Source organism: Blautia coccoides (assembly GCF_034355335.1).
In the GTDB taxonomy this organism is placed as follows: domain Bacteria; phylum Bacillota; class Clostridia; order Lachnospirales; family Lachnospiraceae; genus Blautia; species Blautia producta.
The window spans coordinates 2,452,501-2,475,518 of sequence record NZ_CP136422.1 but is presented as its reverse complement, the minus strand read 5'-3'; the positions used below and the strand labels follow the sequence as shown (position 1 = coordinate 2,475,518).

The window sequence follows — 23,018 nt, the reverse complement described above, 5'->3', positions numbered from 1 at the left end:
ATTAGTCCTCCTCAATATATTTTCTGTATGCGGAAAAAGCGGAGGGAATCGCGTATTTTCCCTTCGACTCTTTTTTATTGATAAAAAGCAGGTTTCCTGCCTCCTTCTCTTCTGTGGAGGCCACCTTTACCACATATCCCTTCATATGCCACTCTACATGTGAAAAAATATGTTTTGCCTCGCCTGCAGTTCTTATGTGCAGGGGTATGAGTTTCCATTCCTCCACTGCCCTGATCACTTCCTCCTCGGTCAGCCATCCTTCCACATTGGGAAATTCATACAGGCCGGCCAAAAGTCCTTGATCGGGACGCCTGCATATGGCATATTCCTGCCCGTTCTGTATGAGAAGGACTGTCTTCTCCTCAATTCTGCGTTTCTTTTTGGAGGCTTTTTTCGGATATTCCAAGACAGTGCCATTGGCCCGGGCCTTACACAGATGGCTTACCGGACAGTCGCTGCACTTAGCCATACCGTTCGGTATACAGACGGTAGCACCCAACTCCATGAGACTCTGGTTAAACGCCCCAGGCCTGTCCTCTGGCATGACTGCTTCCAATTCCTGTTCCACCCGCTTCTTTACCGACTGCTTTAAGATATCGTCCCCATTTTCAGTAATACGGGATATCACCCGCAGAACATTGCCGTCCACTGCCGGCTTTTTCAGGCCAAATGCAATGGAGGAGACAGCGCCTGCCGTATAGCTTCCGATACCGGGCAGTGCCAGGATTTTCTCATAATCTGCCGGAATCTCTTTATTATATTTCAAAACGATCTCTTTTGCCGCCTTCTGCATATTTTTCACACGATTATAATAGCCCAAACCTTCCCACAATTTCAACAGTTTATTTTCCGGGCAGGCGGCCAGATCTTCAATACCGGGAAGCGCCGAAAGGAATCTCTCGTAATATCCCTTTACAGCCTCCACTCTTGTCTGCTGCAGCATGATTTCAGAAACCCACACGTGGTAGGGAGACGGGTCTCTGCGCCAGGGCAGGTCCCGCTTATTTTCCTCATACCAGGAAAGCAGAGGTTCTGTTATCTCTTCCAGTTTCATATCAGCTTTACCTCCACCGGTTCCCTGAGTAAGATGGCATCCGGCTTTACAAAGCAGTCATAGGCCAATACATGTACTCCGGCTTCTTCTGCCTCCAAAAGCACCTTTGCGAACTCCTCATGTGTCTTTTTATTCGGTTCAAAATGTTTCACGTCCTTCATCTGGATAACAAACATAATATACGCCTCATAGCCCTCTTTTATACATTGGCAAAGCTCCTTTATATGCTTGATTCCCCGTTCAGTGGGCGCGTCCGGAAAGCGGGCGATTCCGTCTTCTTCCAGTGTCACGCCTTTTACTTCCATGAATATTTTCCGTTCTCCCTGTTCCAGATACAGATCAAAACGGGAATTTCCGTATTTTGTCTCAGGACGGATGTAGGCGCCCTCTCCGAACAGGCTGCCTTTACGCAGCCACTCCTCCACCACCCGGTTGGGTATCTGGGAATCCATATTGATCAGACGGTTTCCCTTTTTTACAGCGATCAGGTCATACGCTGTTTTTCGTTCTTTTTTGTCACTTTTCTCCAAAAAAACAGAGGCGCCGGGAACTAACAATTCCCGGCACCTTCCAGTGTTTTTTACGTGACAGATTTCTTCCTGCCCGTCAATCTCCACACGGGCAATAAAACGGTTAGGGCGGCTTAAAAAGCGCCCTTCCCTGATATTCTTATATCTCATGCTTCTGTCAGTCCCTCATAAATCTCTTTTACGCTGTCAAAGACATAGGTTGGCTTTACATCTCCTTCTTCTATGTCCTGTGTAGTCGCTTCACCGGAAAGCACACAGATGGTATCCACCCCGGCTTTCACTCCGGTCTTGATATCTGTGTAAAGCCGGTCACCAATGATGACAGCATCCTCTGCCTTCATGCCCAGCTTCTTTAATACACAGTTTACCATAATCGGCTCAGGTTTACCAATAAAAAATGGTTCTTTTCCTGTGGCATTTTTCAGCATTATGCTCATAGAGCCGCAGTCAGGGATATATCCAAAGCTCACCGGACATACAAAGTCAGGATTTGTAGCCAGATAAACCACATTTCTGCCCAGCATAATGCAGGTATTTCTGATCTTCTCTGAAGTGTTCTCCGTATCAAATCCAATGAGAACAACAGAGGCCCTGTCATCCACCTCTGTGACCACCGAAATGCCGGCCTCGCGCAGCTCATTTACCAGGGAACGGGTTCCCATGCAGTAGACTACCTGATCCGGATAATTTTCATTGATATACATGGCTGTGGCCTGGCTGGATGTATAGAAATTCTCATATCCGGCCCGAATGCCCATTTTTGTCACCTTCTCCACATAGTCATTCACTGACTTTGAGGAATTGTTGGTGATAAAGATATACTGTCCGCCTCTTCTCTCGATCTCATCCAAAAAATCAAGTGTTCCCTCAAAAATTTCATCCTCGTTGTAAATCGTTCCGTCCATATCCAGAAGATACAGCTTCTTGTCTCTCAGCTTCTCTGCATTTTTCCCGTTCTTATCTGTCAGCATTTTTCTTCTCCTTGTAAATCCTGTTCTTTTTATAACGCCGGAATATTCTTTGTGGCGACCATATCCACACCGGTTCCGCACACGTTTTTCAGCACTACATCACCAATCTGTACCGGCGCTTTCACTGTCACGGATCTTAAAGCCTCCGCACAGTCGTAAATCTTTCCTTTTGGAATATCGGAGGCGGTCTTAACAGAAACCACCGGAAGCGTGCCCCCGCTCACCCGTACAGAGGAAGTGACGATCCTGGTGGGGTTGGTCACCTCTTTCTTTCCGTAGGCTTCCCCTTTTTTACAGGTATTTCCCTCCACCTTTTTCACGGTACCCTCTTCTAATGTCACAGTAAGGCTGCATCCCAGAGGACAATTAATGCAAATCAATTCTCTTGTTTCCATTTCTATGCCTCCTCCACTTTCACAGTAATCTTATCGAAACTTTCATCATCTGTCAAATCTGATTTTTTCAGAACCACCTGTTCCATCTCACCCGGCGCCAGCTTTCTCTTCTTCTTGTGCCAGATCCGCCGGTCTCCCAGGTACACGCTCACATAGCAGTCCCTGTAAACACTGCCCACCCGGAAACGCAGTGTAATGGTATCCTCCATGCACGCAGGGCGGATAACCTGGGGCACAGTGTAGCACACGCCGTCCACAGCAGCGACGGGAATCACTCTTGTATCCCCCTTTTTCTCTCCCTTTATATAGGCTGCGGCGCAGGCACCAGCCCTTGCAGCCTCCTCAGACACATAATCCACCAGATCATGCACATGGAGCACATTGCCGCAGGCAAAGACACCCGGCACATTTGTTTCCAGACTCTCATTCACCACAGGACCTGAGGTGATGCGGGACAATTCCACTCCAATTTTTCCTGACAGCTCGTTCTCTGGAATCAGTCCGCAGGACAAAAGCAGGGTGTCACAGGAATAAAATTCCTCAGTTCCCGGAATCGGCTTTCTGTTCTCATCCACCTGGGCCAATGTAATGCCTGTCACTCTTTCCTTTCCCTGAATGTCAACCACCGTGTGACTTAGTTTTAAAGGGATGTCAAAATCATTGAGGCACTGTACAATATTTCTCTGAAGGCCGCCGGAAAATGGCATCAGCTCTGCCACAACTTTTACTTTTGCCCCCTCCAGAGTCATCCTTCTGGCCATGATCAGGCCAATATCACCGGAACCCAGGATCACCACTTCCCTGCCCGGCATGTATCCCTCCATATTTACCAGACGCTGGGCTGTTCCCGCAGTGTAAATGCCTGCCGGGCGGTATCCCGGAATATTCAAAGCGCCTCTTGGCCTCTCCCTGCAGCCCATAGCCAGGATCACGGCACGGGCTTCCAGCATCATAAGGCCGTCCTCCCTGTTCATAGCCATGACCGTCCTGCAGGTCTCCCCGTCCCGGATATCCAGAACCATGGTGTGAAGCTTATAAGGGATCTGCAGTTCCTCCACCTGTTCAATAAAACGCCATGCGTATTCCGGTCCTGTCAGCTCCTCCTTAAAGGTGTGGAGGCCAAAGCCATTGTGGATACACTGGTTTAAGATTCCTCCCAGTTCCCTGTCACGCTCTAATATCAGGATGTTCTCCACCCCTTCTTTTCTGGCAGATACTGCGGCTGCAAGGCCTGCCGGGCCTCCGCCTATTATAATCAAATCATACCGCATGATTTATCCTCTCTTTCCCGTTTAAAATGTCTCTGTGATCCTTGTCAGCCTTCTTTGATCACGCCTGTGAGCAGCTTTGAGTTCTTTCCTGCCTTAGTCAGCTCCAGGGGATCCATGTGCAGTTCCCTTGCCAGGATCTCCATCGTTCTGGGCGCGCAGAAACCGGACTGGCATCTGCCCATTCCCGCCCTTGTTCTCCGCTTCACACCGTCTAAGGATCTGGCGCCCAAAGGCCGCTTGATGGCGTTTACGATCTCCCCCTCTGTCACAGTCTCACAGCGGCAGATCACATTGCCATAAGCCGGGTCTTTTTTGATCAGTTCCTCTATTTCCTCCGGGGATGCCTGTGCCACATTGGGAATGTCCTCCCTGGTGCTGATGAAATTCTCTTTCTTTTCTGCGTGCAGATACTCTGCCGCCATCTGCGCCAGGTATTCTCCGATGGCCGGAGCACTTGAAAGGCCAGGGGATTCAATGCCCGCCGCATTGAAAAAGCCCTCTGCGTCTACTGCTTCACCCAGAACAAAATCCTCGTCTTTTTCCGTGGCCCGAAGTCCAGCAAAGGAGGTGATGACCATATGCAGGGGAACCTCCGCCGCGCTTACACGTGCCAGAGAGGCCACCTTTCCAAGTCCCCGGGCAGTTGTCTGAATCCCCTCTTTGTCCTCAATGTCATCGGCAGTGGGGCCTACAAGAAGATTGCCGTGAACCGTTGGAGTGATAAGAACCCCCTTTCCCATCTTGGTGGGAAGCTGGAATACGGTATGAGAAACAAAATTTCCGGCCTTTTTATCCAGCAGGCAGTATTCCCCTTTTCTGGGGGTGATGGATATTTTCCGCTCGCTTACCATATTGTTGAAAACATCCGCATACACCCCTGCTGCATTGATCACACACGCTGTTTCATAACATTCCCGGTCCGTCTCGATCTCATATCCGCCTTTTTCAAGCTTTCTGACTGCCTTTACCTCTGTATCCAGAAGGAATTCCACACCGTTTACATTGGCATTCTCCGCCAGGGCGATAGTCAGCTTAAACGGACATACGATTCCTCCCGTCGGAGCGTATAAAAGGGCTTTGACCTCATGGGAGAGGTTCGGTTCCAGTTTATGGATCTCTTCTCCTCTCACGATCCTGAGTCCCTCCACACCGTTTTCCTCCCCACGGGTTTTCAGTGCTTCCAGCTTCGGTATATCTTTCTCATCAAAACACAGTACCAGGGAACCGTTCCTCTTATATGGAAAATCCAGCTCCTCTGACAGCTCTTCCATCATGCGGCTTCCCTTCACATTCATCCTTGCCTTCATGGAACCTGGCTCTGCGTCAAAACCGGCATGCACAATTGCACTGTTTGCTTTGGAGGTTCCGCAGCAGACATCCTCCTCGCGCTCAATAACGGCTGTCTTCAGATTATATCTGGACAACTCTCTGGCCACAGCGCTTCCCACAACACCTGCGCCTATGATCATCACATCATATTTCATCTCTTCATTCCTCCTGTTTTCTATAAAAATAAAAAGAGACAACACGAACACACATGCTTTTACATGTGTCCTCCGCTTTGTCTCTGTTCTCCAGCGTTATCTATTTATTTTTGAGTCAGCCCGGTAAATGTGCAGACCGGCTGAACAGGTACTGCCCCTACATAAACCAGACTTCCTGGTTGGTGGTGGATATACACACGGCTCCGGCGCTGAGCGCTGCCATGATATCCTCCTTGTCTGCGATCAGCCCTCCTGCTATGACAGGTGTTCTGCTGTGCGTGCAGATTCTGGCAATGATCTTCGGCATGACCCCCGGAAGCACTTCGATCATATCCGGGTGAACACTCTCCGTCTGCCTTCTAATGCTTTCAAAAGCTATGGAATCAATGACAAAAAAGCGCATGACCGCAAACAGTCCCAGCTCTTTTGCCTGTTTGATGATCCCGGGCTTGGTGGAGATCACACCGTCCGCCTCTGTGGTGCTTTTCAAAAAATCAACGGCAACCTCCCGGCTGCTCAGACCCCCAATGAGGTCAATATGTACCAGAACAGTCTTGCCCCTCTCTTTCAGGCGCCTCACAATATCACCGATACTGCAGATGTCCCCGTAAAGCACAAAGACGATCTCGATATCCGATCCCAGGCATTTTTTCAGTCCCTGTTCGTCCTTGATGGCCGCCACTACAGGGCAGTCCTCAAATTGTTCTAAAATTTCCTGTTGTTTCATGAGACGCTCCATTTCTGTACTGTAAACTAGTAAACTATTTAATCTTAAAAAGACAAGACAACAAAGCCGTGATACGGCTTTATCCTCTTGTCTCCTGTCTCTTGTTATATCTTAGCACATTCCCCTGTCTCCTGCAAGCCCTAATGTAACTTGTCGGCATCTGCCTGGTAACAGTTCGTTACTGTTCACATATATTATTCCGCGAGGTGCTGCCTGCGTTTGCAAAGCAATCCCGAGGCAGCCACGCGCCAGACTGTAATTTTTGGTAACCCTACCTGTAGAAACATACAACAGGACAGCCTGCCTCTATATTTTCATATATAGTTGTGGCTGAAGCGGTGGGAAGGTTGATACATCCGTGAGAACCATTTGTCTTGTAGATCGAACCTCCAAAGCTGTATCTCCAGTTGGCATCATGCAGGCCGATTCCGCCGTTAAAGGGCATCCAGTATTTGACAGGCTGTTCATACTCATAAGTGCCGTCCTCCAGTTTGCGCCCTCTCAGCACCTGATTTGTCTGTTTATACATAAGAGAATACACACCGCCCGGTGTCCTTCTGTCTCTCATCACGTAAGTACCGGACACAAAATCAGTATCCATAAGCAGCGCCCCATCCTTGTAAAACCACAGATGCTGGCTTGTCAGGTCTATTTCCACATAAGTTTGGCCGATATCATTCTCCCCGTATACCACACCTGTTTTAGAATATACAGGCTCTCGGACAGTCACTGCATGGTTGGCTATGTCCTCCAAAAGCTGTGCCTTTTCCTTTAGCTGATTGATCTGGAAACCGTAATTGCCTCCTGAGACAGTGATGGGTTCCCCTGTGGCTGTACTTGTGATAGTCCTGTCCCTGCCTACTGTGTCATAATTCTCGGCAAGCCAGGCTACAAACTCTGTCACTCTTGCCTCCAGAGTTGCCGGATCATCAACATAATTTCCATTTTCGTCGTATGTCATCCATTCCTTCACCGTCATACCGTCCAGCACTTCTGTCTTGTCTCCGAAGGTATAGGTAATTGTCACCGCAGCGCAGGAATTCCACACATCCCGCTGATGGATCAATGTGGGGTCTTCTTTTGTAACAGCCGGGGCCGCATAGGCACCCGCTTCTTCGGCGGAGACGGATTCCTGGCTGCCCGCCACTGCTGCCTCCAAAGCAGAGAACATAACGTCCTCCTGCACGGTTGTGCCCGCCGTCTCATCTACAATGACAAACTGGTTTTCCTGAAATGCAATGTACGCATCCGTCGGCGCTTCCATACTCTCAGCCTGCATGCAGTCAAAGGACTTAAGCTGTGCATTTAACGCTTCCTTGTCGTACTGTATGTTCTCCTCCGTCTCATGATCCATTCCCTTGAAATATCCCTTGATCCATGTAAATGGATTCTGGTCATCCAAAAGCTTCTGTACACTGCCGTCGCTGACATAGGCATAACGGATATCCTGTCCCTTGATTTCTCTTGTCTGGTCATTCCTGAACTGCACCTGGATGGAATAGTCCTCCACCTTTTCCCGAATCATGTCTTCTGCCTGCTCCACGGTCATATTCCCGCAGGCCATATGGTTGATAGTGGTTCCCTTAAAAAATTTATCTCTATAATAGTAAGCACCTGCGCCGTAGCCGGCAGCTGCCAGTATAACCACAGCTCCTGTAATGCCCAGTGCGATCTTGATTCCGGTCCTTTTACCCTTCTTTTCCTCAACCCTTATTTCTTTTTTGGCCGCTTTTTTCTGCTTTTTCTCAGCTTTTTTATCCGGTTCCTGATATGCAGCCGCTTCTTCCTGGCTCCCTATGGTATCCTGGATAATTTTCTCCATGGCAGAGTCAATTTTGGCCTCCATCTCTGATTTAGGCCGTGTCTGTTCTGTCTCCCCTTGCCGGACAGCAACCTTCGCCTTATTCTCTGCCTGCTGCGTCTTCTTATGCTGTGTCTTTTTCTTCATCTAATTTGCTCCCCGATATTACATTTCTGTCGGAACTGCAGCCGTATTCACTTGATTTCTCAGGCCGCAGCCGCCTATATTCGACATAAACGCGAATACTTGTCTATTATAACACAAAATTCTACAACCGGATAAATATAAATCAATCCTTAAAAAAATTTAAAGCTTTTGTCACACTTTCAACTCCTTTTAGTGTATGTGAAATATTTTCTTCATATTCTATCCTGCCGCAGAATTCTGCTGGGAATGAACCATCCATATATTAGACGCCGAAAATCGTCAAAAGGTGTCACACAGAATAGAAAATTTTTTTCTCCGCATACTAATCATGCAGCGCAGGCAACTGCTGTGACTCAACACAAGAAAAAAAGTGAGGAAACTGCCATGTTAAATGAAAAACCTTACAAAAGCGATTATGATGACGGAAACATTCCTGAAATCGACCTGCCCAGGGAGTCAAACGCCACTGACGTGATCCCCGACGAAGTGCCGCGTAAAGACGGTCCCGGCGGTGAGGGCTGACAGGAAGCGAGGTGATCTCTAATGATTGACAACGAAGAACTTCCCATCGGCTTCACCATGGAACTGGCAATGCATTCAGATGTCCTGAATCATTTTGCCAAGCTTTCCAAGTCTGAACAGAAGCCTCTGGTAGATAAAGCCAGACAGGTAAATTCCCGTCATGAGATGCGGGAGTATGTGGAATCCATGTTCCGCCCCTGAGACGCGCTGCTTCTGAAACCGGCTGTGACACGCAGAGAAATCTGTGCTGCACAGCCGGTTTTTTGTTCAAAATATCGTTTCCCCTCTTTTCTGAATGTGGTATACTAAAAGTGTTTTAAAACAAAGAAGGAGGATTGCTGTAAAGCAAAAGAAATCATATGTACTATTTACTGAATCAATACTTAGACACAAAACAGATCGTGATGCTGGGAATCATCATTACTTTTCTCATCACATTTTTTGCGCTGAAGCACCCGTTTTCGTTTCTGCCCAGTGACCAGGGGCGTGATTTTGCCTTAAACGGCGCGCTTTCAAAAGGCAAAACAAGAGGTGTCGGGCTGACCTTTGTAGTCTGCTTCATCATCGGAACTCTGCTCTTTATGCCTCTTGACAAGGAGTATATTGTCTACGCTATACTGCTTTTCTGTATTATGCTGAGCGGGTACCTGGACGACGCTGCCGAGACACCGTGGAACGAATACAAAAAGGGACTGATCGATTTTATCATATCAGCCGTGGCAGTTATCACTTTCCTGAATTATAACAGCACCACCATTTCCCTTGGCTTTACAGAACTGGAACTCCCAAAGGCAGTCTATGCTATACTGGGCATTATCCTTTTCTGGGTCTCTATCAATGTGACCAACTGTACCGATGGTGTGGACGGGCTGTGCGCCAGCCTCTGCGTGATCGTCATGCTGTCCTTTGGCCTGATCTTTAAAGAGACTCTGGGTACTTATGTGATCGCCAATTTCCTTTTCGCCGCAGTCCTGCTGGCATACCTGTATTTTAATTCCTCTCCCAGCAGTATGCTCATGGGAGATGCCGGCTCCAGGGCTTTGGGCTTTTATATTGCAGTGATCGCCATCAAATCCCAGCATCCCATCATTTACATCCTGCTGGCGGGTGTGCTGATCATTGACGGCGGACTGGGTCTTGTGAAATTATTCCTGAAAAGATTTTTAAAAATCTCTATTTTAAAAAATACAAGAACTCCCATCCATGACCATGTGAGAAAAAAATGCGGCTGGTCAGATACACAGGTCGTTGCCCGTTTTTTGATCATACAAGTGATCCTGGCAGTGGCTGCCTACATGCTGGTAAAATAATAGTAAAAAGAGAAACACGCCTATAAAGCTGTGTTTCTCTTTTTTTATCTCCCCCGTTTTGCTGCTCCTTAACACGCTGTTCTGTTTCATATGAGACCAATCACCCACTCGTCAAATATGAAGGATAATATCCTGAACCTCACAATTTAAGATATCGCACAGTGTATCAATGGTCTTTGTGGTAATCGCTTCGCCCTTTTTAATCCTGTGCAGGGTGTTTGCTGAGATACCATGGTGATGGATCAATTGATACTCTGTGAAATTTCTTCTGAACAGCGTTTCATAAAATGGTTTGTAACTTATCATGTACACTTCTCCTATTCAGTGCTGCTGTTTACAGCCCTGCTAAAGCACAGCTATGTAAACAGTAACTATACAGTGCATTTATTGAATAGTATCATACTCAATCTCTTGACTATACTCAAAATATTGAGTATATTTAAAACAAAAGAACGGAATGGAGGAATATTTTATGACAAATCATGAAGAGCCCAAGTATTCATCAGAATACGACGAGAAAAAATTCATTGAAAACTGTGACAAGTACAAGGATATCGTCCTGGAAAACATTATTAAAAAAGCAAAAGAAATGGGACTTTTAAAAGACTAAAGTTTGTCCGAAAATCCCTTTTGGCAGGCTGTGCGTCACATATTGCGGAAGATTTGACTCCGATGAGGGAGGCGCAGCAAGCTGCGGTGACCGAATTGGAGCCAAATACAGCAGAGGATCTTTTCTATTCAGAATGCCGCTTGTACTCTTTCCTCACTTTATGTATAATAAATGGGGGATCTGGAAATCCTGACTGCGGCTGAAAAAACCGCAAATAAAAACAAAGGAACTTTTGTATATGAATATAAGAAGACTTTTTGCTGTATGGAGCGCCAAATTCATAAAGACAGCCTGTCAGATCACGGGCAGACAGGGTGTGACACTGGCCGGAAAAATAGCGCTGTCCATCTATCCGCCAATCTTAAAAGAACTGGCAGGTGAGGTCAGAAAAGACATTTTTGTTGTCTGCGGCACCAATGGCAAAACTACTACCAACAATCTGCTGGCCTCTGTACTGGAGGCAGACAAATGCAGGGTCGTATGCAACCGCACCGGCTCCAACATGCTGAACGGAGTTGTCTCTGCCTTTGTCCTGAACGCCCGGGCCAACGGACATTTAGATGCGGATTATGCATGTATTGAGATTGATGAAGCATCCACTGTCCGCGTATTTCCTCACTTCAAACCTGACTATATGGTGCTCACCAATCTGTTCCGTGATCAGCTTGACAGGTACGGGGAGATAGATACCACCATGAATCTTCTGTCCCGTGCTATGAAAATGGCACCTGATATGAAGCTCTTAGTCAATGCGGATGACTCCTTGTCTACCTTTCTGGCTATGGATAATGAGAATGCATACACCACCTACGGCATCAGTGAACAGGTATATAAAGAACAGGACTCCAAGGAGATCCGCGAGGGCCGTTTCTGCAAACGCTGCGGGGAAAAGATGGAATACAAGTTCTATCACTACAGCCAGCTGGGAGATTATTACTGTCCCAAATGCGGATTCTCCCGCCCGGCTCCTCAGTTTGACGGCAGCCATATCGATATGTCGGACGGCCTGTCCTTTGATGTGGATGACTTCCATATAAAAGCCAATTACCGTGGTTTTTATAATATCTATAATATACTGGCCGTCTACGGCGCCGCATCCCTGGCCGGTATTCCTCTTGACAGCTTCAACAGGATTCTGGGGGACTATACGCCTCAGTTTGGAAGAAACGAACTTTTTGAGATCAACGGAACCAGGATCATGCTCAACCTGGCTAAAAATCCGGCTGGTTTTAATCAGAATATCGGAGCAGTCATGACAGACACCGCCGCCAAAGATATCATAATTCTGATCAATGACAACAGTCAGGACGGCACAGATGTCTCCTGGCTTTGGGATGTGGATTTTGACAGGCTTAGGGATGCCAATGCTGCTTCCATCACTGTCAGCGGCATCCGCTGTCAGGATATGCGCCTCCGCCTGAAATATGTGGATATCCCCTCCACTCTGGAGCCTGATATCGAAAAAGCCATCCGGTCCAGAATCGAGAGCGGAACAAAAAACCTGTATCTGCTGGTAAACTACACGGGTCTTTATACAACCCATAATATTCTGAAGAAAATGGAGGGCAGAAAATAATGAAAATCACTATCGGACATTTATATCCTGACCTTCTGAACCTATACGGAGACAGGGGAAATATTCAATGCATGATGAAGCGCTGTCAATGGAGAGGCATTGAAGCCGAGACTGTGGAATTCCAGCTTGAGGACAGGATTGATTTTTCTGCCCTGGACATAGTTCTTCTGGGCGGAGGTTCCGACCGGGAGCAGATGCTGGTCTGTGACAAGCTTCGCAGTATCCAAAAAGACTTCAGGGATTATGTGGAGGACAACGGCGTGGTGATTGCCGTCTGCGGCGGCTATCAGCTCCTGGGACATTATTATGACACCGACGACGGCCGTATTGAGGGACTCTCCCTTGTGGATCTGTATACAGAGCAGGGCAGTCCTCGTCTGATCGACAACATTGTACTGGAAAACCATAAATTTGACCTTCCCATTGTGGGCTTTGAAAATCATGGCGGGCGCACCTATATCGGAGACAATGAGCCTTTCGGAAAAGTCCTCTACGGCAACGGCAATAATGGCGAGGACAAGGCAGAGGGTGTCCTATATAAAAATGTAGTCGGCACCTACCTTCACGGCCCCCTTCTCCCCAAAAATCCCCATATCTGTGATCACTTAATCGCAAACGCTCTGGAGCGCAAATATGGGAAAGCCGAATTGTCACCTCTTGACGACAGCCAGGAGATCGAGGCAAACCAGTATATTTATCATCGCTTTGTAACAAAACAATAGTAAACAGCTATTGTCACGAATAAAAGGGGAAAACTTATGGGATACCGAATCGCGCTGCTGCTGAAACAGCACTACTACCAACATTATGGTAATCATCTTCCCGGGATCTGCGAAGATGTCTCCATCGAATATTTTACTTATGATACTTTTGAGGAGCTTAAAAGTATTTTCCTGAAGATCAAAAACGATTTTGAAGGGTTTCTTGTCAGCGGTATTGCCCCCATGAAAGCCATATATTCCCTTGGTGAACAGGCAGCCGGCGCTGTCGTAGATTATTTCCATATCAGCGTGGAGAACACCTATTGTCTTCTTCTCCAACAGATCGTACTGGATGAACATCTGAAGCTTTCCCGAATCGGAATGGATTTTCTCCAGGACGGGCACACCTTGAAAGAGCTTCTGCTCAACAATCAGTTTGCCCAGCGGATCCGTGAATTTGAAGAGGAGTGGATAGACTTCTCTTCCACCGTGAACCTGGATGAAAGGGAAGCTGCTCTCTCCGTAAAATACAGGGAACTGGCAAAACAGAACAAGCTGGATATGATCATCACCTATTTCTACAGCGTTGTGGAAAATATGCGGGACACTTCTATCCCCTGCATTTATGTCTATCCTGATGAGAATATGATCAGTGATATTCTTAAAAGCATGAAAAAAAGCATATCCATTAAAAATATGAAAAGCCATCTGCCTGCTGTCATACACATTAATATGGAAAATATGCCTGTACAGGATGAGATGTCTTATGAAAAGACGCGCCTAGAGATCAATAAGATGATCATGGAACTGAACCAGAAGTATCTGAACCGCCTTGTCATTAAGAATACGTATCGGGATTTTGAACTGTATGGTGATTACAGCATCATAAAAGAGATAACCGGGGATTTTCAGAAGTGCCAGATCCTGGATCAGCTTCACGATCTGCTCTCATTTAAAGGTTCCGTGGGATATGGTATTGGTCATACTTTTTATCAAGCCAGGGTAAATGCCATTGATGCCAGCCATTATTCCAGAAACGGCAGCTTGCAGGAGGACGGCAGTTACCTGATCGATGAGAACGACCAGCTCACTGTGCTGCAGATTGGCCTGGTACCTGCGGGAATGACAGTATCCGGAGATTATATCAGCAACATTGCGGATAAGGTAAGCCTCTCCTCAGAGACCATTGTGCGGATCATCCGGGTCATGAAACAGGAAGGCACCAACAAGCTCACTTCTCAGGAACTGATGCATCACCTGAACATCTCCGCCAGAGCTGCCAACAAATTTTTAGCTGCACTGCAGAAGGACGGTTATGCAGAGATTGTCGGCATGAAGCGTTCCGGAAATAAAGGACGGCCCATTAACGTTTATCAGATCAATCTGAGATACTAAACGCTTTCTTTTGTCAGAACATAATTCCTTTGCCAGAACACAATTCTCTTTGTCAGAACAGAAAAACAGCCATTTCGGTTTTTTCCGAAAAGGCTGTTTTTCTGTTTATATATCTGGTTTAATCTCATCCGGAATCGGGCATTGATAGCCGTCCTTCACCGCTGCGGTAAATTCCTTTTTTGCATCCTTGATAATCTGCGGATCCTGAAAAACATCGACAGCCGCCATTCCCATGACCTTTGCTGCTGTTATCATTCCTTTTCTGCCTATACTGGAGCCTGACTGACTGACCTCCTGCCAGGAATGCCCCGGTGTTCCGAATGCCTTGCAGGCCGTCAGAATCTGTCCTGTGGGCGCCTGATAACTCACGTCCCCCACGTCTGTACTTCCCGGCATAAGGGTTTTCAATGGGTTTATGGGGAAGACCACATCTGCCAGCACTTTCTTCTCCATTGCTGCTGCTGCATTTTCACCATGCTGGCTTTCCACCGCTGCGGCTGCCTCCCGCATGATCTGATCCGAAAATGTATTCTGTATATTTTTTGCCAGCTCATGATCTTCACTGTCAAAATCCGGAGCACCGGCCTCCTGAAAATTCTTCATCAGAACTTCTCCCAAAACCTTATTGGGAATATAATCGCTGAATCCGTCTCCACGCACTATCTCGAAAGACGTCCCTGTCATGATAGACGCTCCACGTGCCACTTCGCTGATCCTTTCAAATATTTCATAAGACTGACAAAGCCGGGGCGCCCTGGCTTCATAGTACACGGCTGCTGTCTCCTGCACAACATTTGCGGCATTTCCTCCTGCGTTGGTGATGGCGTAATGGATCCTCGCCTCCGGGATCACGTGTTCCCTCAGGAAATTACACCCTACATTCATAAGCTCCACTGCGTCCAGGGCACTTCTGCCCAGATGGGGAGACGCAGAGGCATGGGACGCTTTGCCGTGGAAAATGAAGGTGGCGCAGATATCTGCCAGTGAACTGGATGAAAAAAGCCCGTTCACATCCCAGGGGTGCCAGCAGAACACGGCGTCAAGCCCTTCAAAACAGCCCTCCCGTGCCATAAAGGTTTTGCCGGAGCCTTTCTCTTCCCCCGGACATCCAAAGTAGATCACCGTTCCTGTCCCTTCTCTCTCCTTCAGATAATCCTTAACTGCCACTGCGGCTGCAAGAGAACCGGTACCCAGCAGATTATGGCCGCATCCGTGGCCGCAGTCTGTTCCTTCTCTTTTTTCCTGTATGTCAATCCCTGGCTTCTGGCTAAGTCCCGGAAGAGCATCGAATTCCCCCAAAAAGGCAACCACCGGTCTCCCGGCGCCAAAGGTTCCCTTAAAAGCTGTTGGAATTCCCGCCAGTCCTGTCTCCACCTGAAACCCTTCTGCTTCCAGGGTATTCTGCAGCAGTTTTGCTGATTGGTATTCGTGAAATCCCAGTTCTGCATATTCCCATATTTTCCGGCTGATATCAGAGTAAGCTTCTTCCTTCTCCTCTATCCTTTTGCATAATCTTACTTTTTCCTCTATCATTTTACGTCTCTCCTTATATACCTACCATTACTGCTCCCATGATCAGAATGACCTCCAGTGCGATCCACATTAAAAATAATTTCCAGATAAATTTATACCACTTATTCATGCCAATCCCCATGACACCACACATCATGGCACATCCTGTAGGCCAGAACATTTTAGAAAATCCGTCACCAAACTGGTAAGCTATAATGGCGATTTCACGGCTCAGTCCGACTACATCAGCAAGAGGCGCCATAATGGGCACTGTCACTACAGCCTGCCCGGTTCCCGAAGGAATAAAGAAGTTGATCAGGTTCTGTGCCAGCAGCATGGCAAATGCAGAAAGCCCGGAGGGAAATCCTTTTACAATATTGGATAAATATAAAACTGCTGTGTCAATAATATTGCCGGAGCTCATCACCACCTCAATAGAACGTGCAAACCCGATCATAAGAACAGTAAATACCATGGATTTGGAGGATTCCACAAAAGAATCTGCAATTTTACTCGGCCCCATTTTATTGATAAGTCCTGTTACCACCATTCCGATAAAAAATACTGCTGCGAGCTGCTGCAGATAAAACCCAAACTTTGCAACCCCCACTGCAATCGTCATGATAATAATTCCAAATCCCACTAAAGTAAGTTTCTGCCTGCCTGTAAAAGGCATCTGCATAACCTCATCACGGCTGGCAGTGACTGTAGGTTCCGGTACACCGTAGAGATAACTCTTTGTGGGGTCTTTTTTTATTTTTTTTGCATAGTGCATTATGTAGATCACTGTTACAGCCACAAAACAGACAAATGCCACGATTCGGAATGTGGTAATTTTCCCTCCGACACTTGGGATACCTGCAATACTGCTGCCCAGGCCAACCGTAAAGGGATTGAGTACCGCTGCTGCAAAGCCAACGCCTGTTCCCAGAATAACGATAGAAGACCCTACTATCCTGTCATATCCCAGTGTAATCGCAATGGCAACAAATGCCGGGATCAACCCCCAGGCCTCCTCATTCATTCCAAACGTAGTTCCCCCAAGAGCAAAGAGTGTAAAAAATATGGGAATCAGAAAATAATCTTTGTCCTTGATCTTTCTCAGTATAGAGCCTACCAAAGCATTCAGGGTTCCTGTACTCATAAGCAGAGTAACGTAACCACAGGCAAAAAGCAGGAAAAATATAATATCCGCTGCATTTACAAATCCCTGAAAGATACTCATACAAAAAGCCCAGGGGCCTATGGGATTGGCATCCACAGTATGATAACTTCCTGCTACCACCAATTCTCTTCCCAGTGCCGGATCCACCGCCCGGTCAAACTGCCCTGCCGGTAAAACCCAGGTCAGGATGGCGCTGATAAGAACCATTGTCATCATGATCACATAAGCATGGGGCATGGAAAATTTAAATTTCCGCTCTTTTTTCATTGAAAAATCCTCCTTTTACTTTCGTGCTGTAAACCGTTAATTATTTTTAGCACGCTTATAGAACTGTTCTTTTATCTTAGGATACCACTCTGCTTAATTAAAGTCAATTGGCAGTAATTGCAAATAATTTTTCATGATTTTCGGAAATAATACACAAAAAACTCCGGAAAGTAATGAGGGATTATGCAGTAAAAGCCTTAATACGTCCGTACTACAATAAAATCCATTACATTTTTCAATTTTAAAGGACAAAACTTCTTTAAATGACTAAACTGCGTACTGCTGTTGGTTGAGATGTGTTTTTACAGGGCCATAAATAGCAGCGCCATGGCAGAAATATGACCGGATATATGATGTAAATATGATACAAAATAGTGGAAATTCCCAGTTTTAAATGTTATACTGTTTATTGAAATTATTTTATGTATGAGGAGGATCACATCATGGCGAGAGGACGCAAAAAAGAGACGAGGACACTGGATGAACAACTGCAGGCAGTTATCGGGGAAATCGCCACATATGAAGAGAAATTAAAAGAATTACGCCGCAGAAAAAAAGAAATCGAACAAAAAATCACTGAAGACAAAAAAGAGGCTTTATATAGAGCAGTAATGGAATCTGGCAAATCACTGGATGAAGTTCTGGCTGGTTTAAGCAACCAATAAAACATAAGTCAGTCCCCCGGCTGTTTAGATGTGAACAAGCCGGGGGACTGACTTATGTTTAGATAGGATCAACGTGACTCTATTTCTCTCTCAAGGATCACCTGATAGGCATTCGCACCATATACACTCATTCTCGGTTCCAATATCTGCTTTAAACGCCAGCCATTGGCAGCTTCCGCTGTAATTGCCTCCTTACAGGCTTCAAAGGGAACCGGCAGCAGCCCCTTCTTCACTGCCCCCATCCTTTCCGTTTTTTCCGGAACCACTGGTATTTCAATAAACTTATATTCATATTTCTTCATAGGCTGCTCTCCTCTTTTCTCAAAATGTATCCAAAGTATCCATTTTCTGTTTTTATATATCTTATATTAACCTGTTCCCCCACTTGATAGATATCATCCGCGATCCGGCACTGAATCTTGGCGACATCTCCCTGCAGGGTCTTAAATTTTACAGTTATCGCAGGGGGCTTCTTTTCCCATTGTTCTCCAAATTGTGCAAAAAAGAACTGATCAGCAGGTGTATCACCAATATGGGTGACCTCACCTACTGTATTTATCCCATTTTTATCTAAATTCTTTCTGAGCTTTTCTGCTCTGGTTAAACCAAACATATGTGAACTCCTTTTTATGATACCGGTTTATAAGCTTAAGCATATTATACATTTTTTATCTGTAGCAAACAACTAAAAAGATAGCGGATACTTGAGTAATTGGCTATAATGAACGGTTTCATAATAAATATAAACATTAAATGGTATAAGTATATTATTCTTTTTCATGCTATATTGCAGCCTATATATTCACCATTTTATATACTAATTTTTTATATTTTTTATTTTTAAATATTAATCTTTTTAGATACTGGTCCTTATAGGTATTCTCCTTATAGATATTTTCTTTATAGATATTCTCCTTTTAGATATTACTCTTTTAGATATCACTCTTTTAGATATCACTCTTTTAGATATCACTCTTTTAGATATCACTCTTTTAGATATCACTCTTTTTAATATTGGTCTTTTAGATATTACTCTTTTAAACATTGTTCTTTTCAGCTATTAACCCTTTTATGCATTGACCTTATAGGTAAATCAGGTTATAATATGAATTAACCTAATAGGTAAATATCTGTCAATATAAAGGAGATAGCAATGTCCGTAAAACTATTAGATCTGGATCCTCAAAAAAGGGACGTCATTCTAAATGCAGCATTAAAAGAATTCTCCTCACAGGGGTATGACAAAGCTTCGACGAACATTATCGCCAAAGAAGCCGGAATTTCAAAACCACTCATGTTTCACTATGTCAGCAGTAAACAGGAACTCTTTTTCATGGTATATGATTATTTTTCCGATTTGATAAAAAGGGAATATTTTGAGCAAATGAATTTTGATGAGAGTGATATTTTCACCAAACTGCAGTGTTCATATCTTCTACAACTGAAATTAACAGAAGAATATCCCTGGATATTAGAGTTTCACAAGCTCTCACGCAATACTAATTCTGAAGAGGTAAATAAGAAGCTGGATGACAGAGGAAAACAGGCACATGCAAACTGCTATCCCAAGTTATTTGACAATATAGATGAGCACAGATTCAGAAAAGGTTTAGATATAAATACATGCAAGCAATTTATTTACTGGTCCAATGTTGGTTTCGCAGATGAACTTTTAGAAGAGGTAAGAAATAATGAGATTTCTCATATTGACTATGGCGCTGTCACACTTAAATTGAATAATTACTTTGCAGAATTGCGCAAGATATTCTATAGATCAGATGATGCGTAACCCCTTAATTTGCGGAGGTGCAAAATGTATGAAGAAAATAAACCTATAATCATCGACTTCCCTCTAAAGGGTGAATGGTTCTCTCCCAATACCCCTGGAACCAGGATTCCCAGCCATGGCACAAACCGTTTTGGAACACGATATGCCTATGATTTCTTACAGGTAGATTGGAAACGTAAGGGTCATCCAAATTATCAAACCCATTGGCTTATATATTTAATCTTCGGAGTTCCCCTGCAAAAATGTTATTGTTGGGGAAAAAATGTCTACGCTCCCTGTGATGGAACAGTTGTTGAAGCAAAGGACAATTATAAAGAGAGAACCAGGGCACATTTTATTTCAGATATGTTTGTTGCTGTCAGAAGTACACATTTTTATAATTCTCAGAAGGATGACATACAGTCCATAGCCGGTAACTATATTATCATAAAATATAATGAACATGTCTATGCCTCCTTTGCCCATCTTCAATGCGGTTCCATCAAGGTTAAGGCAGGTCAAATGGTTAAAAAGGGAGATGTTGTGGGTAATATTGGACATTCCGGAAATTCTTTCTTTCCTCATTTGCACTTTCAGCTGATGGATCGCAGAGATATGCATTCAGCACAGGGAATTCCCTGCGCGTTTAAGCAGTATGATGTGTTTAGAAATGGCAGGTGGGAAACTGTAACGAATGGGATTCCGACAGATATGGATAGAATTAGGTATTGAACCCTTTTGTCTACTATCCTATTTGTTCCGATAGCTTTTTCTCTTATACACAAAAAAGCCCTATTTATAAGGCTTTTTAACAGGGGATGAGGGATTCGAACCCCCATCGACGGTTTTGGAGACCGGTGCTCTACCATTGAACTAATCCCCTATATTCTATTTACTATTATACATAAAACTGATTTTCTTTCAAGAGTTTTTTTCAAAAAAATCAATTTTCTGAAATGTACCTTCAAAACCGCATATACAAAACACAAAAACCTTTTTTTTCAAACCCGCCGTTTGCACTTTCGTGCTCAGGTCAAGCCCTCGACCGATTAGTAGCAGTCAGCTCCATACATTGCTGCACTTCCACCTCTGCCCTATCCACCTCGTCGTCTTCAAGGGGTCTTACTTCTTTATGAATGGGATATCTCATCTTGAGGGGGGCTTCACGCTTAGATGCCTTCAGCGTTTATCCCTTCCAGGCTTGGCTACCCTGCCATGCAGTTGGCACTGCAACAGGTACACCAGCGGCCCGTCCATCCCGGTCCTCTCGTACTAAGGACAGCTCCTCTCAAATATCCTACGCCCACGCCGGATAGGGACCGAACTGTCTCACGACGTTCTGAACCCAGCTCGCGTACCGCTTTAATGGGCGAACAGCCCAACCCTTGGGACCTACTACAGCCCCAGGATGCGATGAGCCGACATCGAGGTGCCAAACCACTCCGTCGATGTGAACTCTTGGGAGTGATAAGCCTGTTATCCCCAGGGTAGCTTTTATCCGTTGAGCGATGGCATTCCCACTTAATACCACCGGATCACTAAGCCCTACTTTCGTACCTGCTCCACCCGTCGGTGTCGCAGTCAAGCTCCCTTCTGCCTTTGCACTCTGCGAATGGTTTCCAACCATTCTGAGGGAACCTTTGGGCGCCTCCGATACTCTTTCGGAGGCGACCGCCCCAGTCAAACTCCCCGCCTGGCATTGTCCCACCGCCGGTTAACGGCGGCTGGTTAGAAGCCCAATACTGCAAGGGTGGTATCCCAACAGTGGCTCCATGGCAACTGGCGTCACCACTTCTTAGCCTCCCACCTATCCTGTACATGCAATACCGGACCCCAGTACCAAACTGGAGTAAAGCTCCATGGGGTCTTTCCGTCCTGGCGCAGGTAACCAGCATCTTCACTGGTACTTCAATTTCACCGGATGCATTGCCGAGACAGCGCTCAAATCATTACGCCTTTCGTGCGGGTCGGAACTTACCCGACAAGGAATTTCGCTACCTTAGGACCGTTATAGTTACGGCCGCCGTTTACTGGGGCTTAAATTCAATGCTTCGTCTCCTGACATCTCCTCTTAACCTTCCAGCACCGGGCAGGCGTCAGCCCATATACCTCACCTTTCGGTTTCGCATAGACCTGTGTTTTTGCTAAACAGTTGCTTGAGCCTATTCTCTGCGGCCAGGTCTCCCTGGCACCCCTTCTCCCGAAGTTACGGGGTCATTTTGCCGAGTTCCTTGGCAATGCTTCTTCCGTCGGCCTTAGGATTCTCTCCTCATCCACCTGTGTCGGTTTACGGTACGGGTACGATATGAACAATAGCGGCTTTTCTTGACGCATGGCTCACACACTTCCCTACTTTAGTTCGGTCCGCATCACGTCTTCGGATTGCCACACGGTTTTTCCTATGTGACTCCTACCTCGCTTGCCCCGGGATACCATTCCCGGGTTGTGCTCTCCACACGTGTCCCCACAGTTCTGTCATATCGCAGTACAGGAATCTCAACCTGTTGTCCATCGGCTACGGCTCTCGCCCTCGCCTTAGGCCCCGACTTACCCAGGGCAGATCAGCTTTACCCTGGAAACCTTAGATATTCGGCCACAAGGATTCTCACCTTGTTCTCGCTACTCATTCCGGCATTCTCTCTTCCATGCAGTCCACAGCTCCTTACGGTACTGCTTCTTCCCACATGCAATGCTCCTCTACCAATGACTATGTCATTCCTCAGCTTCGGTGTCGTGTTTCAGCCCCGGACATTTTCGGCGCAGGACCTCTCGACCAGTGAGCTATTACGCACTCTTTGAATGTGTGGCTGCTTCTGAGCCAACATCCTGGTTGTCTTTGAAATCCCACATCCTTTTCCACTTAACACGCACTTTGGGACCTTAGCTGGAGGTCTGGGCTTTTTCCCTTTTGACTATCCAACTTATCTCGTATAGTCTGACTCCCGGCAATCAATTCTATGGCATTCGGAGTTTGATATTCTTCGGTAGGCTTTGACGCCCCCTAGGAAATTCAGTGCTCTACCTCCATGAATCTGTGCCGAGGCTAGCCCTAAAGCTATTTCGAGGAGAACCAGCTATCTCCGGGTTCGATTGGAATTTCTCCCCTATCCACACCTCATCGCCACCCTTTTCAACGGATGTGCGTTC

The 23,018-nt window shown here is 46.0% G+C and carries 25 protein-coding genes, 1 tRNA gene and 1 rRNA gene (1 of these 27 running past the window's edge); 11 read left to right on the top strand and 16 right to left on the bottom strand.

Annotated features, from left to right (window positions below; all coding sequences use genetic code 11):
• Position 1: 1 nt before the first annotated feature.
• The 8 genes from mutY to BLCOC_RS10940 all read right to left on the bottom strand — a co-directional run bounded on the left by mutY (position 2) and on the right by BLCOC_RS10940 (position 8,380).
• Complete coding sequence (gene mutY, locus BLCOC_RS10975; RefSeq protein WP_029469571.1) at positions 2 to 1,054, bottom strand: A/G-specific adenine glycosylase; 1,053 nt, start codon at positions 1,052 to 1,054, stop codon at positions 2 to 4.
• Entirely contained in the window at positions 1,051 to 1,734 is a 684-nt protein-coding gene (gene sfsA, locus BLCOC_RS10970; protein WP_115625299.1) for a DNA/RNA nuclease SfsA, read from the bottom strand. Before sfsA ends, mutY begins: the two co-directional genes overlap by 4 nt.
• Positions 1,731 to 2,555 (bottom strand): HAD-IIA family hydrolase, encoded by an 825-nt coding sequence (locus BLCOC_RS10965; protein WP_029469573.1) that lies wholly within the window; start codon positions 2,553 to 2,555, stop codon positions 1,731 to 1,733. Before BLCOC_RS10965 ends, sfsA begins: the two co-directional genes overlap by 4 nt.
• Before the next feature lie 29 nt (positions 2,556 to 2,584).
• The gene (locus tag BLCOC_RS10960) at positions 2,585 to 2,950 is read right to left on the bottom strand and encodes a DUF1667 domain-containing protein (protein WP_018595990.1); all 366 of its coding nucleotides are present in this window, start codon (positions 2,948 to 2,950) and stop codon (positions 2,585 to 2,587) included.
• A 2-nt stretch (positions 2,951 to 2,952) separates the two neighbouring features.
• Positions 2,953 to 4,221, bottom strand: coding sequence for an NAD(P)/FAD-dependent oxidoreductase (locus tag BLCOC_RS10955; RefSeq protein ID WP_330412235.1), 1,269 nt, complete (start codon positions 4,219 to 4,221; stop codon positions 2,953 to 2,955).
• Positions 4,222 to 4,265: 44 nt separating this feature from the next.
• Positions 4,266 to 5,705 (bottom strand): NAD(P)/FAD-dependent oxidoreductase, encoded by a 1,440-nt coding sequence (locus BLCOC_RS10950; protein ID WP_115625297.1) that lies wholly within the window; start codon positions 5,703 to 5,705, stop codon positions 4,266 to 4,268.
• 157 nt (positions 5,706 to 5,862) lie between these two features.
• Positions 5,863 to 6,432 (bottom strand): glycerol-3-phosphate responsive antiterminator, encoded by a 570-nt coding sequence (locus BLCOC_RS10945; protein WP_115625296.1) that lies wholly within the window; start codon positions 6,430 to 6,432, stop codon positions 5,863 to 5,865.
• 271 nt (positions 6,433 to 6,703) lie between these two features.
• Complete coding sequence (locus BLCOC_RS10940) at positions 6,704 to 8,380, bottom strand: L,D-transpeptidase family protein (protein ID WP_115625295.1); 1,677 nt, start codon at positions 8,378 to 8,380, stop codon at positions 6,704 to 6,706.
• Between the two features lie 348 nt (positions 8,381 to 8,728).
• On the opposite strand from BLCOC_RS10940, the gene BLCOC_RS10935 reads away from it, so the two are divergent.
• The 3 genes from BLCOC_RS10935 (at position 8,729) to BLCOC_RS10925 (ending at position 10,212) form a co-directional block, all read left to right on the top strand.
• Positions 8,729 to 8,902 (top strand): hypothetical protein, encoded by a 174-nt coding sequence (locus BLCOC_RS10935; RefSeq protein ID WP_154659385.1) that lies wholly within the window; start codon positions 8,729 to 8,731, stop codon positions 8,900 to 8,902.
• A 21-nt stretch (positions 8,903 to 8,923) separates the two neighbouring features.
• A complete protein-coding gene (locus BLCOC_RS10930; RefSeq protein WP_018595983.1) occupies positions 8,924 to 9,103 on the top strand; it encodes a hypothetical protein in 180 nt (59 codons plus the stop codon).
• Between the two features lie 158 nt (positions 9,104 to 9,261).
• On the top strand, positions 9,262 to 10,212 hold the full coding sequence (locus BLCOC_RS10925; protein WP_115625294.1) for a phospho-N-acetylmuramoyl-pentapeptide-transferase: 951 nt from the start codon (positions 9,262 to 9,264) through the stop codon (positions 10,210 to 10,212).
• A 111-nt stretch (positions 10,213 to 10,323) separates the two neighbouring features.
• Here BLCOC_RS10925 and BLCOC_RS10920 read toward each other — a convergent pair whose 3' ends face one another.
• On the bottom strand, positions 10,324 to 10,518 hold the full coding sequence (locus tag BLCOC_RS10920; RefSeq protein ID WP_029469580.1) for a helix-turn-helix domain-containing protein: 195 nt from the start codon (positions 10,516 to 10,518) through the stop codon (positions 10,324 to 10,326).
• 166 nt (positions 10,519 to 10,684) lie between these two features.
• Here BLCOC_RS10920 and BLCOC_RS10915 point away from each other — a divergent pair, with 166 nt between their 5' ends.
• Positions 10,685 to 10,822: a hypothetical protein gene (locus BLCOC_RS10915; protein WP_018595980.1), complete on the top strand. Its 138-nt coding sequence runs from the start codon at positions 10,685 to 10,687 to the stop codon at positions 10,820 to 10,822.
• Here BLCOC_RS10915 and BLCOC_RS27770 read toward each other — a convergent pair.
• The gene (locus BLCOC_RS27770) at positions 10,785 to 10,886 is read right to left on the bottom strand and encodes a hypothetical protein (RefSeq protein WP_369871151.1); all 102 of its coding nucleotides are present in this window, start codon (positions 10,884 to 10,886) and stop codon (positions 10,785 to 10,787) included. The genes BLCOC_RS10915 and BLCOC_RS27770 overlap by 38 nt on opposite strands.
• Here BLCOC_RS27770 and BLCOC_RS27765 point away from each other — a divergent pair.
• From BLCOC_RS27765 to BLCOC_RS10895, 4 genes are read left to right on the top strand one after another with little or no spacing between them, the layout of a single operon-like run.
• Entirely contained in the window at positions 10,851 to 11,015 is a 165-nt protein-coding gene (locus BLCOC_RS27765) for a DUF6783 domain-containing protein (protein WP_416387589.1), read from the top strand. The two genes, BLCOC_RS27770 and BLCOC_RS27765, sit on opposite strands and share 36 nt — an antisense overlap.
• Before the next feature lie 45 nt (positions 11,016 to 11,060).
• Positions 11,061 to 12,398, top strand: coding sequence for a MurT ligase domain-containing protein (locus BLCOC_RS10905; protein WP_115625293.1), 1,338 nt, complete (start codon positions 11,061 to 11,063; stop codon positions 12,396 to 12,398).
• On the top strand, positions 12,398 to 13,120 hold the full coding sequence (locus BLCOC_RS10900) for a type 1 glutamine amidotransferase (protein WP_029469582.1): 723 nt from the start codon (positions 12,398 to 12,400) through the stop codon (positions 13,118 to 13,120). Before BLCOC_RS10905 ends, BLCOC_RS10900 begins: the two co-directional genes overlap by 1 nt.
• A 36-nt stretch (positions 13,121 to 13,156) precedes the next feature.
• Positions 13,157 to 14,494: a helix-turn-helix domain-containing protein gene (locus BLCOC_RS10895; RefSeq protein ID WP_029469583.1), complete on the top strand. Its 1,338-nt coding sequence runs from the start codon at positions 13,157 to 13,159 to the stop codon at positions 14,492 to 14,494.
• Positions 14,495 to 14,599: 105 nt separating this feature from the next.
• Here the strand turns inward: BLCOC_RS10895 and BLCOC_RS10890 are convergent, their stop codons facing one another.
• Both BLCOC_RS10890 and BLCOC_RS10885 read right to left on the bottom strand, forming a co-directional pair.
• Entirely contained in the window at positions 14,600 to 16,027 is a 1,428-nt protein-coding gene (locus BLCOC_RS10890; RefSeq protein ID WP_115625292.1) for an amidohydrolase, read from the bottom strand.
• Between the two features lie 13 nt (positions 16,028 to 16,040).
• Positions 16,041 to 17,438 carry a YfcC family protein gene (locus tag BLCOC_RS10885; protein WP_018595974.1) on the bottom strand — a complete coding sequence of 466 codons (1,398 nt, stop codon included), beginning with the start codon at positions 17,436 to 17,438 and terminating at the stop codon, positions 16,041 to 16,043.
• 443 nt (positions 17,439 to 17,881) lie between these two features.
• Between BLCOC_RS10885 and BLCOC_RS10880 the strand changes: the two genes are divergently transcribed.
• Complete coding sequence (locus BLCOC_RS10880) at positions 17,882 to 18,103, top strand: hypothetical protein (RefSeq protein WP_018595973.1); 222 nt, start codon at positions 17,882 to 17,884, stop codon at positions 18,101 to 18,103.
• A 68-nt stretch (positions 18,104 to 18,171) separates the two neighbouring features.
• Here the strand turns inward: BLCOC_RS10880 and BLCOC_RS10875 are convergent, their stop codons facing one another.
• The gene (locus tag BLCOC_RS10875; protein WP_115625291.1) at positions 18,172 to 18,405 is read right to left on the bottom strand and encodes a DUF4177 domain-containing protein; all 234 of its coding nucleotides are present in this window, start codon (positions 18,403 to 18,405) and stop codon (positions 18,172 to 18,174) included.
• A complete protein-coding gene (locus tag BLCOC_RS10870; protein WP_115625290.1) occupies positions 18,402 to 18,716 on the bottom strand; it encodes a hypothetical protein in 315 nt (104 codons plus the stop codon). The genes BLCOC_RS10875 and BLCOC_RS10870 overlap by 4 nt, the downstream gene beginning before the upstream one ends.
• A gap of 540 nt (positions 18,717 to 19,256) precedes the next feature.
• Here BLCOC_RS10870 and BLCOC_RS10865 point away from each other — a divergent pair.
• Positions 19,257 to 19,892 carry a TetR/AcrR family transcriptional regulator gene (locus BLCOC_RS10865; protein ID WP_115625289.1) on the top strand — a complete coding sequence of 212 codons (636 nt, stop codon included), beginning with the start codon at positions 19,257 to 19,259 and terminating at the stop codon, positions 19,890 to 19,892.
• A gap of 24 nt (positions 19,893 to 19,916) precedes the next feature.
• Entirely contained in the window at positions 19,917 to 20,603 is a 687-nt protein-coding gene (locus BLCOC_RS10860) for a M23 family metallopeptidase (RefSeq protein ID WP_115625288.1), read from the top strand.
• Between the two features lie 80 nt (positions 20,604 to 20,683).
• Here the strand turns inward: BLCOC_RS10860 and BLCOC_RS10855 are convergent.
• Positions 20,684 to 20,754 (bottom strand) — tRNA-Trp (locus tag BLCOC_RS10855).
• A gap of 146 nt (positions 20,755 to 20,900) precedes the next feature.
• A 23S ribosomal RNA gene (locus BLCOC_RS10850) occupies positions 20,901 to 23,018 on the bottom strand; it runs 766 nt beyond the window's last position.

Coding starts and splice junctions, on each gene's coding strand:
- BLCOC_RS10955 (WP_330412235.1), bottom strand. CDS start 4,221: ATGCGGTATGATTTGATTATAATAGGCGGAGGCCCGGCAGGCCTTGCA.
- BLCOC_RS10925 (WP_115625294.1), top strand. CDS start 9,262: ATGTACTATTTACTGAATCAATACTTAGACACAAAACAGATCGTGATG.
- sfsA (WP_115625299.1), bottom strand. CDS start 1,734: ATGAGATATAAGAATATCAGGGAAGGGCGCTTTTTAAGCCGCCCTAAC.
- BLCOC_RS10895 (WP_029469583.1), top strand. CDS start 13,157: ATGGGATACCGAATCGCGCTGCTGCTGAAACAGCACTACTACCAACAT.
- BLCOC_RS10905 (WP_115625293.1), top strand. CDS start 11,061: ATGAATATAAGAAGACTTTTTGCTGTATGGAGCGCCAAATTCATAAAG.
- BLCOC_RS10915 (WP_018595980.1), top strand. CDS start 10,685: ATGACAAATCATGAAGAGCCCAAGTATTCATCAGAATACGACGAGAAA.
- BLCOC_RS10870 (WP_115625290.1), bottom strand. CDS start 18,716: ATGTTTGGTTTAACCAGAGCAGAAAAGCTCAGAAAGAATTTAGATAAA.
- BLCOC_RS10920 (WP_029469580.1), bottom strand. CDS start 10,518: ATGATAAGTTACAAACCATTTTATGAAACGCTGTTCAGAAGAAATTTC.
- BLCOC_RS10875 (WP_115625291.1), bottom strand. CDS start 18,405: ATGAAGAAATATGAATATAAGTTTATTGAAATACCAGTGGTTCCGGAA.
- mutY (WP_029469571.1), bottom strand. CDS start 1,054: ATGAAACTGGAAGAGATAACAGAACCTCTGCTTTCCTGGTATGAGGAA.
- BLCOC_RS10950 (WP_115625297.1), bottom strand. CDS start 5,705: ATGAAATATGATGTGATGATCATAGGCGCAGGTGTTGTGGGAAGCGCT.
- BLCOC_RS10940 (WP_115625295.1), bottom strand. CDS start 8,380: ATGAAGAAAAAGACACAGCATAAGAAGACGCAGCAGGCAGAGAATAAG.
- BLCOC_RS10945 (WP_115625296.1), bottom strand. CDS start 6,432: ATGAAACAACAGGAAATTTTAGAACAATTTGAGGACTGCCCTGTAGTG.
- BLCOC_RS10890 (WP_115625292.1), bottom strand. CDS start 16,027: ATGATAGAGGAAAAAGTAAGATTATGCAAAAGGATAGAGGAGAAGGAA.
- BLCOC_RS10860 (WP_115625288.1), top strand. CDS start 19,917: ATGTATGAAGAAAATAAACCTATAATCATCGACTTCCCTCTAAAGGGT.
- BLCOC_RS10885 (WP_018595974.1), bottom strand. CDS start 17,438: ATGAAAAAAGAGCGGAAATTTAAATTTTCCATGCCCCATGCTTATGTG.
- BLCOC_RS10900 (WP_029469582.1), top strand. CDS start 12,398: ATGAAAATCACTATCGGACATTTATATCCTGACCTTCTGAACCTATAC.
- BLCOC_RS10865 (WP_115625289.1), top strand. CDS start 19,257: ATGTCCGTAAAACTATTAGATCTGGATCCTCAAAAAAGGGACGTCATT.
- BLCOC_RS10880 (WP_018595973.1), top strand. CDS start 17,882: ATGGCGAGAGGACGCAAAAAAGAGACGAGGACACTGGATGAACAACTG.
- BLCOC_RS10930 (WP_018595983.1), top strand. CDS start 8,924: ATGATTGACAACGAAGAACTTCCCATCGGCTTCACCATGGAACTGGCA.
- BLCOC_RS10965 (WP_029469573.1), bottom strand. CDS start 2,555: ATGCTGACAGATAAGAACGGGAAAAATGCAGAGAAGCTGAGAGACAAG.
- BLCOC_RS10960 (WP_018595990.1), bottom strand. CDS start 2,950: ATGGAAACAAGAGAATTGATTTGCATTAATTGTCCTCTGGGATGCAGC.